We start from the raw sequence: 16,692 nt of genomic DNA, 5'->3' as shown, positions 1-16,692 counted from the left end.
AACCATCGTGACATTTTTCCCTTAGGATGCAGGATGCCGCGACTTGATTGCTCGGCGCAGGGCGTGCGTCAGAACATGCCGCACATCGTCGGCTCAGAAGTTCAAACGTAGGCGACGAACGCAGCTTTGATTTGGCCTCATGGCAGCGGCGGAGAAGAGGCCTCCGCAAGCGGCCGCGCTGAGCCGGCCGTTCAAGTTACCTATTCATCTGTCACAACTGCGCTCGCCTGCTCTTCGGAGGTTTCATTAAAGTGTCTCCTACTGCGCTCTTTGCCTGTCTCGTTGGCGCCATAGACGAATTGGTTCACCCATAGCTGTCATCAACAGGATGGCCATCAGGATGAGACCTGCATCTTTGAGTGTCTGCATGACTCCGAGAGAAATCAGCAGCGTCGTCGAAAGCGCAGCAGGCTGTGTCGCCTTCAACAGCAATGTTCCAAAGACCGTAAGCATTGCTGCAAGGACGGCCGCCCAGACACGAAGCCCCGGAACACCGGCCGACGAAACGCTCGGCACACCTCTCGCGCCGGTAAGCCACAATGCGAAAAATGCAGCTCCAATGGCGATGATGTTTCCTGCAATGATGTTGTACGGACGTGCGCTCGGCCTCTCCGGTGTCTCGATCAGTTCAAATGCAGTAGGGCCGAGGCTCGCAAAGACAAGCGGACTGTGGCTCACCCAGCCGCCCAGTGCGATCACCGCTATCAATGCAGCTTCGAGAAGCGGAGCAAGATAGATATCTTTGTGGCGCATAGCGATGAATCAAATCCAGTTCATCAAGTTTAGTTACAGCCATGGCGCCCGTCGAACAACAGGTGCTGAAGCACGTAGCTCCACCCGATCATCCTGCCTTCTACTCTTCGGGCCGCTTCGCTCTAACCCTGACGCGGAATGACATGATCGCTGCGGGATACTCGCCATCTCTGGAGAAATCTTCGCTGCAACCGGCGGCCGAACTCCACTCTAGCTGCCGGCTCGCGGTAGGACGATTACGATCAGGTCGGCTGTACAATCTCCGCGGAGGAGCGGAAACAATGTCCCTCACGATGAAAGTGCAGCCGGCGAGCCTGTTTCACTGATACTGCTATCTCGAGAACAATTTGGAGACCTCGCGCTCCAACCACGCAAACATACTATGCAAGCCGGATCTCGCTTAGATCGAGCTCTCGCTCCAGGCTGCGATGCACGCTATCCCCGATCCTCCCATGGGCCCGTAAAAGGTTCAGCTCTTCGCGCTCCCGCCGGATCGTATCCAACAGAAGATTGCTCATCGTGAGTCCATTCGAATCTCTTACCGGATCGCTTCCGTCCGGCGCACAGCCGTCGATCTCTTCCAGCTTATGTTGATACTCGTGCAGCAGATCCTCATAGAGATGCACCTCATGTTCTCCCTCCGCTGACCTCCTGCGTTCACCAAGGAAGTCGATTGCCGCCTTCAACAGCAGTTGTCTCGCCTCTACTTCTTCGCAGAACTGCGTATTTTCTTTCGAAATGCGTAAGACACGGATCAGCCAGGGCAACGAAAGACCCTGCAGAACGAGTGTTACCAGGATGAGGGAAAAGGTCAGGAAGATGATAAAGCTTCGCTGAGGAAACGGGCTTCCGTCATTGAGGGTAAGAGGTAGTGAGTTAGCCGCGGCCAACGCAACAACGCCGCGCATCCCCGTCCATCCCACCACAAAAACCTGGTTTGCTCTCGGACGTTCATACGCCTGCTTCGCAATGCGCGCTCGCACCCACCACGCTGCGCTTGCTGCGGGATACATCCAGACCATACGCAGCAGCACCAGAATGGCTGAGAAGGCAACGCCATATCCCAGCAGGCCCAGCTTGCTTTGTCCATGAATCCCATCCAATACATACGGAAGCTGCAGGCCGATGAGCACGAACACCAACCCGTTCAGCAGAAACTCCAGCGCGTCCCACACTGCCACGGCTTGTAACCGTACACCCGGGGAAAAAAAGTCCGAACTGCGCCGGCTTACGAACAGACCGCATACCACGACCGCAATCACGCCTGAGCCCTTCACCGCTTCCCCCGTCAGGTAGGCAGCATACGGCACGATCAGCGACAGAGCGATCTCGACTGGCCCGTCATCCACCCAGCGTTCCAGCCATGTGACCACCCATCCAATCACCAGACCTACAAGCAGTCCTCCTACCGTCAGCCAGGCGAACTCGAGTATGCCGCGACCTATGGTTGGAGCGGTCCCCTGCAGCACCATCTCCACACCGAACTCCAACGCTAGCAGCCCGGTCGCATCGTTGAGCAGGCTCTCACCTTCAAGCAGATCCACGATGCGCTGTGGCATTCCTACCTTGCGCGCGATTGAGGTCGCAGCGACGGCGTCGGTTGGCGAGACCACAGCCCCCAGCAGAAATCCGAGCTGCCAGTTGAATCCCGGCAGCCACCACTTCGCTGCAAAGGCCACGCCAACAGCGGTAAAGAAGACCAGCAGTACAGCCAGGCTCGAGATCGACACCAGGTTGTATTTGAACTCTCGCCACGACGTCTGCCACGCCGCCACATAAAGAAGGGGCGGCAGAATCACCAGGAACACCACCGAGGGCGGCAGCGGGATGCGTGGAATGTGTGGCAGCAGCGAACACAGCAACCCGAACACCACGAGAACAATGGGATAGGAAATGGCAAACCGGCGTGCCAGCCCGGCCACCGCCGCCACAGAGCATAGTAGGCCAATCAGCAGCACCAGAATGTAGTTCACGTGATCCATCGGATGAGTGCAGCCCTCCTTCACTTTCCATAGTGTCATTAGGCTGGCGTTATCAACAATATCCGCACAGGATTAAATACACCTGCGCGTCATCCACACGCTGATTCCGAATAGTTTTTGATCACGCTTGCGGCAATGGAACAGCCCCTGGCTATCGAATCCGGCTGGCTCGGAGGCGCACCCGTCGTAGCTCCTCAAAGTACGCGCAGGCTCTTCGCACGGAGACCGCAACATCCATCTGGCGCCGATATTTTGCGCTTCATCTTGGGTGCGATTCGCATACAATCAGTACTTACAGTAGTCGGGCCACTTCGATTCCACCAGCAACTCCATAAACATCCCGTGAAAACTCAGAATAGTTCTACACAACCGGCCGAACTGGAAACCCCTGATTCCAGGCAGCAGGACATCGAATTTCTTCACGAAATTGGCACGCGCATCGCCACGGCTCATGAACTGCATGCAGTGCTCGAACGTATCGTGAACTTCGTCTCGTCCATTCTGCAGTGCGACTCCTGCTTCGTTTATGTTCTGGAGCAGGACCGTCTGGTGCTCCGCGCCTCTAAAAACCCCCACACAGACGTGGTCGATCAACTCGGCATCAGCGTCGGGCAGGGCATCACTGGCTGGGTGGCGGAACATCTCAAGCCCGCGGCCATTCCTGCAAAGGCCCTCCGCGATCCTCGCTTCAAGCTGGTCCATTCCCTCCCGGAAGATTTGTTTGAAGCATTCCTCTCTGTGCCAATCCTGTGCAGGGGAAAGCTCGTGGGCGTCATCAACGTCCAGCACCGGAAGCCCTACCACCACACGGCGGAGGAAGTGCGACTGCTTTCCATGATCGGCTTCCTGGTCGGCGCCGAGATTGAGCGCGCCCGTCTCGAGTCAGAGAACATTGAGCTGTCCGCTCAACTCGAGACAAGAAAGCTTGTCGACCGCGCGAAGAGCATTCTTCAGAATGATCTGCACATCAAGGAAGAGGAGGCTTATCTCGCCCTCCAGCAAGAGAGCCGCCAGCGACGCAAGTCGATGCGCGAGATCGCAGAGGCGGTCGTGCTCAGCGATGAACTGCGCCGCAAACGCCAGCCGAGCTAAGCCCCGGCAGCGCGAATCTCAAACACTTAGCAAGTGATGAATGCTGGCCGGGTCGGAATCTCTCGGACTTCCATTTTCCACAATTCGTCCGCGCCGCATCACATAAAATCTGTCCGCAATGGACCAGGCAAAATCCAGATATTGCTCCACCAGGAGAATGGCTACCTTCAGCCGTGTGCGAATCTCGCGCAGGATCTCTTCAATCTGCTGGACAATCGACGGCTGGATTCCCTCCGTGGGCTCATCCAGTATCAGGAGCTTCGGCTGGGCCACCATCGCACGCGCAATAGCTAACTGCTGCTGCTCGCCTCCGCTCAACACGCCGCCCTTGCGATTCGGCACGCGGCGCAGTAACGGGAACAGTTCAAAAATGTGTGCCGGAATGGCGTCCCCACCGTTGTGCTCGCCTTTCCGTGCGGATGCTGATCCTAGGCGGAGATTTTCCTCCACCGTCAGATGCGGAAAAATGCCCCTCCCCTGGGGAACATACCCGATTCCCTTTCTTGCTCTCTGATACGCCGCACTGTGCGTGACCTCTTCCCCCGCAAACCTCACCGTACCCTGGCTCACCGGATGCAGCCCTACAATCGTGCGCAACAGTGTCGTCTTACCCACCCCGTTCCGTCCCAGCAGCGTCACTGACTCTGCTGGCGCGATCGATAGATGAACATTTTCGAGCACGCGGCTCTTTCCGTAGGCAGCACAGATTCCTTCCAGTTCAAGCAACGGACACCTCCTTCACCCGGCCCAGGTAGACAGCAGCAATCTGCGGATCATTCCGGATCTCTTCGAGCGTTCCCTCTCTCAACATGCGGCCCATGTGCATCACGCTCACCGGCGCGTCCAGTTGATCAACGAACGCCATATCATGGTCGATCACAAGAAGGCTGTGCTGCTTTGCAAGCTCACGTATCAGCGCTGCGGTCTGCGCCGACTCATCGTGCGACATTCCTGCAGCAGGCTCATCCAGCAGCAGCAGTTCGGCATCTGAAGCCACCACCATGCCAATCTCCAGCCACTGCTTTTGCCCGTGGGACAGCTGCCCGGCCAGCGCATGCTTCCTGTCGTTCAGCCCCACCAGCGTCAGCACGCGCTCTACCTGCGCACGAACTTCCTTGTTGAGTCCCACAGAAAACGATCTCCAGCACTCGCGATGACGACGCGCCGCCAGGTTCAGATTCTCCGCAACGGTCAGATTGTCGAGGATCCCCGGCGCCTGAAACTTGCGGCAGATTCCCCGCCGCACAATTTTGTACTCATCCATGCGCGTGATCTCATGCCCTTTGAACACAACTCTTCCGGCAGAGGGACGTACATGGCCAATAATCGTATCGAGCAGGGTAGATTTTCCTGCGCCATTTGGTCCAATCAGTACGCGGATGGAGGTTGGCATCAGATGCAGGCTCATGCCATCAAGGGCGTTGAAGCCATTGAAGCTCACCGTCACGTTTTCAACCGACAATAGTGGAGTTCCCATAATCCCCTCGCTCAATCAGTCTTTTTCAACCAGCGCAATTGCCGGCTGATCGGCCATCTTTGCTTCGCGCTTCCCTTTGCTCCACAGCACCAGCTTCTCGACTAAACCCGGAATTCCTGCGAGCCCCTGCGGAAGAGCAGTGACCACCAGAATGAAGAGAGCGCCCATCGCCAGCTGCCACATCTCTGGCATCGCGCTGCTGATCCAATCCTTGCCAAAATTCACCAGCAGCGTTCCCAGCACCACACCCGTCAGGCTGGATCGTCCACCTACTGCCACCGCAATCACCATTTCAATGGATGGAATCACGCCCACCATCGCGGGTGAAATCACCCCGACATGCACGACATAGAGCGCGCCTGAAATACCGGCGAGCATGGCCCCGAACGCGAAGGCGATCGTTTTATAAGCAGCGGGGTGATAGCCGAGAAAGCGCACCCGGCTTTCTCCATCGCGTATCGCTACCAGCACTCTGCCAAACGCAGTATGCGTAAGCCATCGGCAGGCGATCGATGCCAGCACAAGCACGCCCAGCGTGATCCAATAGATGTTTCGCTGGAAGCCAGGGTCAATCATCGGGTGCCCCAAAATAGTGCTGAAGTCCGTCAGTCCGTTGAATCCTCCGGTGTAAGCCTGCTGACTGATGAGCAACGTGGAAAACGCCAGCGCAAGCGCCTGCGTCAGGAGTGAGAAATAGACTCCGCTCACGCGGCGGTTGAACACCAGCCACGCCAGCAGTCCCCCCGCAATTGTGGGAATCACGACGACTCCGGCAATCGCTACCGCCGGATGCTCAAAAATCTTCCACCACGCCGGCAGGTGATCCAGACCGCTCCACATCATAAAATCCGGAAGATCGCCCGGCGCCAGCCCCGTGAGTTTCAGGTGCATTGCCAGCACGTAGGCGCCGAGTCCCCAGAACACACCTTGTCCCAGGCTCAGAATTCCTCCCCATCCCCAGATCACTGAGATTCCCAGCGACAGGACAGCCAGCGCAAGAAAGCGCCCCAGCAACGACAGGTGATAGGCAGACAGATAGAGTGGCGCCAGCGCAAGGGCAGCCAGAAGCACAATATCCAAAGACAGGGCCGACCATTTCTTCAAAGCTATGCCTCTTTCATCGCTCTGCTGCGTTGATAAATGATTCCCTTGGGACGGAACTGAATGAAGAGAATGACCAGAACCAGCAGCCATACATCTGCGAGGCTGATGCTGGTGAACATCTGCACCCCGGCGGAAAACAACCCCACCAGCAGTGCCGCCAGTGTGGTGCCGAACAGGCTGCCCAGTCCGCCCACAATCACCACCAGGAACGCATACACCACGTAGCTCTGTCCCACCGTTGGCGTTACCGGAGCAATCAGCGCCAGCGCGGCGCCAGCCAGTCCAGCCACGCCCGTCCCCATGGAGAAGACCACCAGATCGACCCAGCGCGTGTTCACTCCCAGCGCCTGCGCCATCTCACGATCCTGATGTACGGCTCGCAAGTAGAGACCCCAGCGCGTGCGTGCAATGAACACCATCAGCAACCCTAGAACAGCAACCGTTAGCAGGATGATGAAGATGCGCACGTAGGGCATTGACAGTCCTGCAAGCAGGCCATGCTCGATCGAGACTGAGCCCTCCAGCCAGTGCGGCGCGACCACCTCGACTCCGATCGCGCCAAACAGGCTCCTTGCCGCTTGTTGCAAAATCAGGCTTACGCCCCACGTGGCCAGCAGCGTGTCCAACGGCCTCCCGTAAAGCCAGCGAATCACGGTTACTTCGAGCAGCGCCCCCAGCAGCGCCGCGCCTGCAAATGAAAGCAGCAGCGCGAAAGGAAAGGCCAGCGGTCCATGCACCATCTTCGTGGCCAGAAACGAAAGATAACCGCCAACCATCAGCATTTCGCCATGTGCCATGTTGATTACGTTCATCAGGCCGAAGCTCAACGCCAGCCCCAGTGCTGTCAGCAGCAGAATGGAAGCAAGACTGACCCCGTTGAATCCCTGCCCTGCAATGATCGCCGCATGTCCCATACCTCTCACCGCCTTTCGTTCGCGCTGCTACTCGAGTGCTTTACTTGATCACGCAGTGCTTTCCGGGGAAGGCCAGCGCGTCATACGGATCCGGCCGCAATGGTTCCTTCGATTGCCACAGAACTTTGAACTGACCGTCCGGCTGCAACTGCCCCACATACGCCGTCTGGTAGAGGCTTTGGTTATCGGCAAACTGCACCTGTCCCATGGGTGAACTGGTTGCGCCCAGCTCCGTTGCGGCCTTCCGCACGGCATTCGGGTCAAAGCTTCCAGCCTTCTTCACTGCGGCCGCCCACATCAGCACATCGATGTATCCATGCACCATCGGATCATCGAGCACTGCGTTTGCGCCGAACTTCGCCTTGTACGCAGCGATGAACTTCTTGTTTGCGGGATTGTTGAGGCTCTCAAAGTAGTTCCACGCCGCATAGCTTCCATTCACCAGCGACGGCCCCATCGCCTTTGCCTCCTGCTCGGCAATGCTGAACGACATAACCGGCAGTTGCGACTGCGTGATCCCCGCTGCCGCCAATTGCTTGAAGAAGGAAACATTGCTGTCGCCGTTAAGAGTGCTGAAGATCACCTCCGGCTTGGCCATCTTGATCTTGGTAATGATGGAACTGAAATCTGTTCCGCCCAGAGGAACGTACTCTTCCCCTGCAACCGTGCCACCATCATGCAGAATATGTTTCTTCAGAATCAGGTTCGCTGTGCGCGGAAACACGTAGTCTGATCCCAGCAGAAACACTCGCTTCTTTCCCTTTTCGAAGGCCCACTGCAGTGCCGGCAGAATCTGCTGATTTGGCTGCGCACCCGAGTACATAATGTTGGGCGAGCACTCGTTGCCTTCGAACTGGACTGGATACCACAGCAGTGAATGAAAGCGCTCGAACACTGGCAGCATTGCCTTGCGGCTTGCCGATGTCCATCCACCGAATACCGTTACCACCTTGTCCTGCTGGATCAGCTTCTGCGCCTTCTGCGAGAAAATGGCAGGGTCCGATGCTCCATCTTCAATGACAGGAACAATCTTCTTCCCCAGCACGCCGCCCGAGGCATTCACCTGATCAATCGCCAGCATCGTGGCGTTCTTTACTGTCACCTCGCTGATTGCCATCGTTCCTGACATGGAGTGCAGCACTCCCACCTTTACCGTTGCGTCTTGCGCCGACAACGGCCCGCTCAACCCAATGCCGACCGTCACAACTGCCGCCAGCTTCACATATTTCCCAAACATGCTCTTCATCGAAACCTCCCTTTCGGTTCACGAACTGTGGATAGCACTGCCGCACGAGACCTGCTTTGGTTTCGCGGGCTAGAACATAATTTGCGTTTGGATCCATACCCTGCTGGCCGCAAAGGTTCGGCCTGTGAACGTATTGCCGTGTAGATAGGAATAGGACATTTGCACCTTGGCATTGTGGCCGTGAAGGTAATAGTTCAGCCCCGCCGAGTCCTCTCCAATCCGGTGATAAGGAAATCCAGGCCCGACGTACCATGTGTTCTCAACCGGCAGGGATGATCCAACTGCGACAGCGCTGCCCGCCCCGTAGTCTTCAGCGCCCCAGTTCACGCCGGAAATCCGCTGCGCAAATTCAAACTTCTTCGGCACCAGATAGAATCCGGCCTGCTCTCCATAGCCCCATGAGTTATTAGAAGGAGCGCCGGAGCCAGGATGCGTCTTGCGAAAATATCCCGTTGTCTGCAGCGTGAATAGCTTGTACCGATAAGCCGCTGTAGCCGTAGCGTTCTTCGTCGTATCCCCTGCCGTCAGGTTCTCGAATCCGGAGCTGTTCTCCACCGGGTTGTACGCGACTGATCCCCACAAGGTCAGTTGCTGTTTCGCAGACCCTGAAGGATCTGTTTCGACATATCCGTAGGGAGCCAGCACGTCATACTGCACATGTCCTAGGTACGCCAGCTTGGTGTCCACGTTCTCCTGGCCGCCTGCATCGAGTGCCGGAATATTGTTGGAAACCATTCCCGCATAGGACAGCTTTCCGGCATGCCCGTATGCCTGCACCCCAATCGCGCGCGGCAGAACAAACGCGTACTCAGCCGTGGATAGGTCGGCAAATAAGTAGTTTCCGGGATTGTCGTAGTACTCATAGGTATAAGGTGTCCATGCTCTTCCTACCTGCACTGTTAGATACTTCGAGAACGTGTCTGAAGCGAACCAGTCCAGCATCGAAATAGTGTTACTGTTACCCGCCGTGCTCCCCTGTAGCTGCAGAAAATACTTCAAACTAGGTCGCACGACTGACCCTGATATCGCCAGCCGGCCGAGAAACACATCGAAGTTCGCCGTACCCTTCGAGCTCTCTCCTAATGATTCAATACCGCTATGCGGTTTGAATCCAGTAAACCGCACCTGGAATAAACCATTTATATACAGCGAATAACTTTTATCTTTAGTGGATACAAAAAATCCGTCGTTATAGATGTCTGCAGGAATGAATCCGGACTTCGTCTTGGCAGTAGTTTCCGGCCCTTCTCCGACGGCAAGATTGCTCTTTGCCGGCGCAGCGGCGACTATATCCAGTTCCTTCTGAAGTGCCTGTAAATGCTGGCGTTCCGTGTCCAGCTGCTGTTGAAACCCTGCGCCAGGCTGCTTGGCGTCCAGCTCTTTTTGCAACGCGTCGATGCGCTGTGCTGACTGCTTCATCTCTTGTTGCAGCTGCTCCACCATCGCCTTTTCCTGAGGAGCGGGTGCGTCCTGCGCTACTGCGGAAAGGCCGAGCCATCCCAGGCAGATAACTGCCATCGACAGCGTTCTTATAGGTGCGCCGTTATATGCTTTCCGTAAAAACAATGAATACTTAGACACAATTCTCCCCTTAGCATTACAGTCGTTTTATTTTTAGTGACAGCGGAGAGGCGTCTTGGCCTGCTATATGGAAAGGCTTCGCGGCCCTTCGATAGTTTTTGAACTACCGAACTAAGTCTGCAGTTGCGAATAACTCGTGTTCGAGCTATTCCAACTCAACCAGGTCATATATAGATGTCTTAGGGAAACTATCTCGGCGTCGTGGGCAGATAGCATTTTGCAGCACATAATTTACTGCGTTTCATGTACTGTGTATACAAGAGAGTATCCAAATGGGAATCGCATGTAAAGAGATTTTTTTCGGCAGGACTTTGGCCGAATGGAGAGAAGACTATCTCCGCGGCACGCTTCAACCTCACAGCATGTTGGAATCGCTTGATCTTGACGCCGACGATCCTGCCTGGATCTCGCGCATCAACCAGGAAAGAATCGACTCCCAGCTCGACTACCTCGCCGCGCTATTGAGAGAGGCCGACGGCGATGTAGCACGCCTGCCTCTCTACGGCATTCCCTTCGCAGTCAAAGACAACATTGATGTTGCCGGATGGCCTACAACGGCAGGCTGTCCGGAGTTCGCCTACATCGCGGACTCCGATGCTACTGTCGTGCGACGTCTGCGGGACGCCGGCGCACTTGTCGTCGGAAAGACCAACCTGGACCAATTCGCAACCGGCCTGGTCGGCACCCGATCCCCCTACGGCACAGTCCCCAACTCTTTCCGCTCTGAATACATCAGTGGCGGCTCCAGTTCAGGCTCCGCCTCAGTGGTCGCACGCGGGCTGGTGCCTTTCGCTCTCGGAACAGACACTGCAGGCTCGGGCCGCGTGCCCGCTGGAATGAACAACATCGTCGGGCTCAAACCCACGCGCGGATGGCTTCCCATCACCGGCGTCGTGCCTGCATGCCGTACCCTTGACTGCGTTTCTATCATGGCGCTCACAGTAGAAGACGCGGCCCGCGTCGCCGGCATCGCTGCTGGGTTCGATGCCCACGACGCCTACTCGCGCCAACGCTCCAGCACTGCGCCCGCCGGCTTTCCAGCTCGTCCGCGCTTCGGCGTTCCTCACCCTGCAGAGTTCTTTGGCGACACCGCGGCCTTGCAGGCTTATGCGCGAGCAACGCAGGTGGCACAACGGATGGGCGCGGAAATCGTTCCAATTGATTTTGCCCCATTTTCTGCCCTCGCCTCTCTTCTCTATGAAGGCCCTTGGGTCGCCGAACGCTTTGCCGTTGTGGAGTCCTTGTGGAAACGCAATCCTGACGCGATTCATCCCGTCGTGCGGCAAATCGTCGAAGGCGCGGCGCGCTTTTCCGCTACCGACACGTTCAAGTCGGAGTATCGGCGCGCGGAGTTGACGCGGCTGATCGATGGCGTCATGGCTACCGTGGACGCACTGATGGTTCCCACCGCACCCACTGTCTTCACGATTCAAGAGGTGCTCGCAGATCCGCTCACGCTCAACGCCCGTCTGGGCATTCACACGAACTTCGCCAACTTTGCCGATCTCTGCGCCCTCGCTCTGCCCGCTGGCATGCGTGCAGATGGACTCCCCGCAGGCATCACCCTGCTCGCTCCCGCATGGCACGACACAGCACTCGCACAATTCGGACTGCGTTGGCAACGCTACTGGGGCGAACACGAGCAGGATGCAACTCTCGGCGCCACAGCGCGCAAATATCATCCAACATCAGAAGTCATCGCCCCGCCTGCACATAGTACTGTTCGCCTGGCCGTCGTTGGCGCGCATCTCCGCGACATGCCGCTGAACCACCAACTCACTTCCCGTGGGGCAGCCTTTGTTGAGGCAACCACGACTTCTGCTGAATATCATCTCTACGCCATCGCCAACAGCACTCCACCCAAGCCTGGCCTGGTGCGCGCAGCTCCTGGCGAAGCCGGCGCCGCGATTGAGGTGGAACTCTGGGACATCCCTATCGGCAACTTCGGCACCTTCACTGCTGAGGTTCCACCACCCCTCGGCATTGGCAGCCTCACCCTGGCTGATGGACGTGTCGTCAAAGGTTTCATCTGTGAACCCAGCGGTCTCGTCGGCGCGCTGGATATTACCCGGTTCGGTGGCTGGCGCGCATATCTCGCCAGTCTGCAATCTGAAAAATAACCCTCGGAGACTGCCATGTTCTCGACCGTCTTGATTGCAAATCGCGGCGAAATCGCCGTTCGCGCCATCCGAACGCTGCGGCGCATGGGAATCCGCAGCGTTGCCGTCTATGCAGAGACAGACCGCAATGCTGCCCATGTGCGCGAGGCCGACGTGTCGCTCGCGCTTGGCGGTGAACGCCCTGCCGACAGTTATCTGCGCATCGACAAACTCATGGCAGCGTGCCGCGAATCCGGCGCTCAGGCCATCTTTCCGGGCTACGGCTTCCTCTCGGAGAGTGCGGAGTTCTCTGAAGCCTGCGAATCTGCGGGCCTCGCATTTCTTGGCCCCACACCGCAGCAGATTCGAGACTTTGGATTGAAGCACCGCTCCCGCACTCTCGCTGCTGAGGCTGGGCTGCCGCTTGTTCCCGGCACCGGACTACTCTCCAGCCTCGAAGAGGCGATGCAGGAGGCAGCCACGCTTGGCTATCCCGTAATGCTTAAGAGCACCGCCGGCGGAGGTGGCATCGGCCTTTCGCGATGCAACACACAGGAGGAGCTCGCCGCTGCCTTTGCCAGCGTGCAACGCCTCGGCCAGCAGTTCTTTCGCGATGCAGGCATTTTTCTGGAGCGCTGCATCGTTCATGGCCGACACATCGAGGTCCAGATGTTCGGTGACGGTGGGGGCCGCGTTGTGGCCCTCGGTGAACGCGACTGCTCCATTCAGCGTCGCAATCAGAAAGTGGTGGAGGAAACACCTGCGCCTAACCTCAAGCCAGCCACCCGCGCGGCGCTGCTCCAGGCCGCCGTACGTCTCGGGGAGTCCGTCCACTATCGTTCCGCTGGCACGGTGGAGTTCATCTACGACATCGATGCCGAAGAGTTTTACTTCCTTGAGGTCAACACCCGCCTCCAGGTCGAGCATCCCGTCACCGAGATGGTCACCGGTCTCGATCTCGTCGAATGTATGTTGCGTGTCGGCGCAGGCGAACCACTCGACTGGAATGCTCTCCAGCAACCGCCGCGCGGCGCGGCCATTGAGGTCCGTCTGTACGCCGAAGACCCGGCGCGAAACTTTCAGCCCTGTCCCGGAACACTAACCGAAGTACACTTCCCTGCAGACGTCCGCATTGATGGCTGGGTCGAGACCGGAACGGAGATTTCTCCTTACTTCGATCCCATGCTCGCCAAACTCATCGTGCATGGCGCTACCCGGGAAGAGGCACGGGAAAATCTCTCCGCGGCTCTCGATGCCACCCGCCTGCACGGCATCGAAACCAATCTTGATTTTCTGCGCCATGTCATTGCCAGCCCATCCTTCATTCATGGCAATGCGACCACGCGCTTTCTGGATACCTTTCAGTACGAGGCCAGCATCATCGAGGTCCTCGAACCTGGCACGTACACCACAGTGCAGGACTATCCAGGACGCCTCGGCTATTGGAACATCGGCGTCCCACCCTCCGGCCCCATGGACGACGAAGCCTTCCGCATCGCCAACCGCATCGTCGGCAATGCGCCTCAGGCAGCCGGGCTGGAATCTACGCTGGCGGGGCCAACTCTGCGCTTCCATGCAGATGCGGTCATCGCGCTCACGGGCGCAGACGCATCGGCCACGCTCGATGAGGCCATCGTTAAGATGTGGACGCCTGTACCGGTGCGCGCAGGTCAGGTGTTGCACGTAGGCCGCGCAACCAATGGCTGCCGCACCTATCTCGCCGTGCGCAACGGGCTTGACGTACCCGTCTATCTCGGCAGCCGCTCCACATTCGTACTAGGCCAGTTTGGCGGCCACGCGGGACGCACACTACGGCCCGGCGACACCCTGCACATCAGCAATCCCCGCTCAGCTGCGTGCACTACGCCGCCGCCCACACACGAGCCCCGCGCACTCCCCGATGAGATGATCCCCTACTATCCGCGGCATTGGGAGATCAAGGTACTCTACGGGCCGCACGGTGCGCCCGACTATTTCACGCTTCAGGCGATCGACTCCATCCTGGCTGCCGACTGGCAGGTCCACTACAACTCCAATCGGCTAGGCGTGCGCCTCATCGGCCCTAAACCCGAGTGGACCCGCGACAGCGGCGGCGAAGCAGGACTGCATCCCTCGAACGTGCATGACTGCGAATATGCACTGGGCAGCATCAATTTCACCGGGGACAGTCCAGTCATCCTGACCCACGATGGTCCCAGCCTCGGCGGCTTTGTCTGTCCGGTCACCATCGTCCAGGCGGAAAGGTGGAAGGTCGGCCAGGTCAAGCCGGGAGACACCATCCGCTTCGTCCCAGTCCGCTATCAGGATGCACTTGAGCTCGCCCTCGCTCAGGAAGGGCGCATTCACACGCTCGCTCCTGTGCCGTCGCCTCGTTGCGCGCGGCCATCGCTGCACCCGGGAGCCAGAACCTCCGCCACTCTTCTCGAACAAAGAGATGCCGATGGCCACCATCCCCGAGCCGTCTGGCGTCAGGCCGGCGACAACTACATCCTGCTCGAATATGGCGAGGACGTGCTTGACCTCGCGTCGCGCCTTCGCGTGCATCTACTTATGGAAGCCATCCGCACAGAAAAGCTTCCCGTCGAGGAGCTGTCTCCCGGAGTCCGCTCCCTGCAGGTTCGCTACGATGGTCGCCGCATACGGCAGGGCGACCTCATGCGTCACCTGCTCCAGATCGAAGAGACACTTCCCGATGTCGCTACGCTGAGGATTCCTACCCGCATCGTGCATCTGCCGCTGGCGTTTGAGGACTCAGCCACTCTCGGCGCCATCCAGCGGTATCGCGAAACCGTTCGGGCCAATGCTCCGTGGCTACCCAGCAATACTGAATTTCTTCGCCGCATCAACGGCCTCGATGCCGTAGAAGAGGTGCGCGCCATCATCCATGCGGCGCGCTATATGGTGCTCGGACTCGGAGATGTCTATCTCGGTGCGCCCTGCGCAGTGCCTGTTGACCCGCGTCACCGCCTGCTCAGCTCCAAGTACAATCCGGCCCGCACCTATACCGCGGAAGGCACCGTCGGCATCGGAGGCATGTACATGTGCATCTACGGCATGGACTCGCCCGGCGGCTATCAACTCGTAGGCCGCACGCTGCCTATCTGGAACAAGTTTCTGACGAATCCACAGTTTGCCTCCGGCAAGCCATGGCTGCTCCGCTTCTTCGATCAGGTTCGTTTCTATCCCGTCGAGGAGGCGGAACTGACGGAACTCCGTGAATCCTTCCGCTCAGGACGCCATACGATCCGTATCGAGGATGAGATCTTCGATCACGGCGCCTATCAGCAATTCCTTGCCGCGCAATCCGGCAGCATCGCAGCCTTTCGACGTCGCCAGCAGGAGGCCTTCACCGCTGAAATCAGCCACTGGGCCAACCAGGAATCTGCCGCTGCCCAATCAGCCGCGCCCCCGGCGATTCCTGAAGAGCCGTCACTGCCCGACGGGCATCGCGTCCACGCCATCATGCATGGCAGCGTCTGGAAAGTGCTGGTGCAGCCAGGAGAGCAGGTCCAGGCTAACCAGGTCGTTCTCATCGTCGAGGCCATGAAGATGGAACTCGCGATTCTGGCTCCCGTCTCAGGCACTGTCAAATCGATCTATTGCAAAGTTGGTCATCCCGTCGCCACTGGTGATATTTTGGCAGTAATCGATGCCTAAGCGAAACCATCAGGTTCCCGCCTCGCAAAAACTGCGCCCGCAGAATTTAGCGGACACAGTCTATGAGCAGCTCAAGTCCGAGTTGTTTGAATTTCGCCTGCTGCCAGGCGACCGCTTCACCGAGGCTGAAGTGGCTGACCGCACCGGGGCCAGCCGCACCCCCGTGCGTCAGGCGCTCTACCGTCTGCAGCGCGAAGGCTTCCTCGACGTCAACTTCCGCAATGGCTGGGAAGTGCGCCTGCTCGACTTCGAACAGCTCGATGCTCTCTATGAGCTGCGCATCCTGCTCGAACAAGCCTCCGTGCGTCGCATGGCTGCCCTCGGCGCAAAAGAACTCGATGCCGTTCTCTCGCCGCTCGATCATATCTGGGGCATTGCGCCGCGCAGCCGCAGCAACGACGGCATGCAGGTTGCTGCATGGGACGAGGACTTTCACTGCGGTCTGGTGGCCGCGTCCGGCAACCCGGAGTTTGTCCGCGTTCACCTTGAAGTGACCGAGAAAATCCGGATCGTCCGTCGCCTCGACTTCACCGAGGGCGCCCGCATTACGGCCACTTATAAAGAACACAGCGCCATGCTTGCGGCTCTCCGCCAGCGCAAGTTCGCAACCGTCGCCGGGCAGCTTTCCGGGCACATTGAAGCTTCGCGCGAGCAGGCCCGCAAGATCACCCTGCTCCGTCTGCAGAATGCCCGCCAAAGTCTTTCGTAGCAGGGAAGCCCACCCGCTCTGGCAAACGCAGATAAGCTCAACGGAGAGTAGACTTCGAGAATCCAGCCGAGGTCTGGC

General features: G+C 58.2%; 12 protein-coding genes. 4 read left to right on the top strand and 8 right to left on the bottom strand.

The window, feature by feature from the left end:
- Positions 1–258: 258 nt before the first annotated feature.
- Positions 259–753, bottom strand: a complete 495-nt coding sequence (locus C7378_RS14460; protein ID WP_131998300.1) for an HPP family protein — start codon at positions 751–753, stop codon at positions 259–261.
- Between the two features lie 380 nt (positions 754–1,133).
- A complete protein-coding gene (locus tag C7378_RS14455) occupies positions 1,134–2,774 on the bottom strand; it encodes a Na+/H+ antiporter (RefSeq protein ID WP_243648274.1) in 1,641 nt (546 codons plus the stop codon).
- A 303-nt stretch (positions 2,775–3,077) separates the two neighbouring features.
- On the opposite strand from C7378_RS14455, the gene C7378_RS14450 reads away from it, so the two are divergent.
- Positions 3,078–3,827, top strand: a complete 750-nt coding sequence (locus C7378_RS14450) for a GAF domain-containing protein (RefSeq protein WP_243648273.1) — start codon at positions 3,078–3,080, stop codon at positions 3,825–3,827.
- Positions 3,828–3,845: 18 nt separating this feature from the next.
- On the opposite strand, the gene urtE is transcribed toward C7378_RS14450, so the two are convergent.
- The 6 genes from urtE to C7378_RS14420 form a co-directional block, all read right to left on the bottom strand.
- On the bottom strand, positions 3,846–4,553 hold the full coding sequence (gene urtE / locus C7378_RS14445) for an urea ABC transporter ATP-binding subunit UrtE (RefSeq protein WP_131998294.1): 708 nt from the start codon (positions 4,551–4,553) through the stop codon (positions 3,846–3,848).
- Positions 4,546–5,319 (bottom strand): urea ABC transporter ATP-binding protein UrtD, encoded by a 774-nt coding sequence (gene urtD, locus C7378_RS14440; RefSeq protein WP_207901445.1) that lies wholly within the window; start codon positions 5,317–5,319, stop codon positions 4,546–4,548. The genes urtE and urtD overlap by 8 nt, the downstream gene beginning before the upstream one ends.
- Positions 5,320–6,408, bottom strand: a complete 1,089-nt coding sequence (gene urtC / locus C7378_RS14435) for an urea ABC transporter permease subunit UrtC (protein WP_207901444.1) — start codon at positions 6,406–6,408, stop codon at positions 5,320–5,322.
- 2 nt (positions 6,409–6,410) lie between these two features.
- Positions 6,411–7,322: an urea ABC transporter permease subunit UrtB gene (gene urtB / locus C7378_RS14430; protein ID WP_131998285.1), complete on the bottom strand. Its 912-nt coding sequence runs from the start codon at positions 7,320–7,322 to the stop codon at positions 6,411–6,413.
- Positions 7,323–7,362: 40 nt separating this feature from the next.
- Positions 7,363–8,568 (bottom strand): urea ABC transporter substrate-binding protein, encoded by a 1,206-nt coding sequence (gene urtA, locus C7378_RS14425; protein ID WP_131998282.1) that lies wholly within the window; start codon positions 8,566–8,568, stop codon positions 7,363–7,365.
- A gap of 69 nt (positions 8,569–8,637) precedes the next feature.
- The gene (locus C7378_RS14420; RefSeq protein ID WP_131998279.1) at positions 8,638–10,086 is read right to left on the bottom strand and encodes an OmpH family outer membrane protein; all 1,449 of its coding nucleotides are present in this window, start codon (positions 10,084–10,086) and stop codon (positions 8,638–8,640) included.
- A gap of 374 nt (positions 10,087–10,460) precedes the next feature.
- Between C7378_RS14420 and atzF the strand changes: the two genes are divergently transcribed.
- From atzF to C7378_RS14405, 3 genes are read left to right on the top strand one after another with little or no spacing between them, the layout of a single operon-like run.
- Positions 10,461–12,269, top strand: a complete 1,809-nt coding sequence (atzF, locus tag C7378_RS14415) for an allophanate hydrolase (RefSeq protein WP_207901443.1) — start codon at positions 10,461–10,463, stop codon at positions 12,267–12,269.
- A gap of 15 nt (positions 12,270–12,284) precedes the next feature.
- Positions 12,285–15,905, top strand: coding sequence for an urea carboxylase (uca, locus tag C7378_RS14410; protein ID WP_131998271.1), 3,621 nt, complete (start codon positions 12,285–12,287; stop codon positions 15,903–15,905).
- Positions 15,898–16,614, top strand: coding sequence for a GntR family transcriptional regulator (locus C7378_RS14405; RefSeq protein ID WP_131998268.1), 717 nt, complete (start codon positions 15,898–15,900; stop codon positions 16,612–16,614). Before uca ends, C7378_RS14405 begins: the two co-directional genes overlap by 8 nt.
- Positions 16,615–16,692 lie beyond the last annotated feature (78 nt).

It is taken from the genome of Acidipila rosea, from assembly GCF_004339725.1.
Taxonomy (GTDB): Bacteria; Acidobacteriota; Terriglobia; order Terriglobales; family Acidobacteriaceae; genus Acidipila; species Acidipila rosea.
The sequence above is the reverse complement of the archived record's forward strand: the minus strand, read 5'-3'. Positions and strand labels throughout refer to the sequence as shown.

What these genes read in the sequence shown, in the direction of transcription:
- C7378_RS14420 (WP_131998279.1), bottom strand. Translation starts at nt 10,086, where the DNA reads ATGGCAGTTATCTGCCTGGGATGGCTCGGCCTTTCCGCAGTAGCGCAG.
- uca (WP_131998271.1), top strand. Translation starts at nt 12,285, where the DNA reads ATGTTCTCGACCGTCTTGATTGCAAATCGCGGCGAAATCGCCGTTCGC.
- urtA (WP_131998282.1), bottom strand. Translation starts at nt 8,568, where the DNA reads ATGAAGAGCATGTTTGGGAAATATGTGAAGCTGGCGGCAGTTGTGACG.
- C7378_RS14460 (WP_131998300.1), bottom strand. Translation starts at nt 753, where the DNA reads ATGCGCCACAAAGATATCTATCTTGCTCCGCTTCTCGAAGCTGCATTG.
- C7378_RS14455 (WP_243648274.1), bottom strand. Translation starts at nt 2,774, where the DNA reads ATGACACTATGGAAAGTGAAGGAGGGCTGCACTCATCCGATGGATCAC.
- C7378_RS14405 (WP_131998268.1), top strand. Translation starts at nt 15,898, where the DNA reads ATGCCTAAGCGAAACCATCAGGTTCCCGCCTCGCAAAAACTGCGCCCG.
- urtB (WP_131998285.1), bottom strand. Translation starts at nt 7,322, where the DNA reads ATGGGACATGCGGCGATCATTGCAGGGCAGGGATTCAACGGGGTCAGT.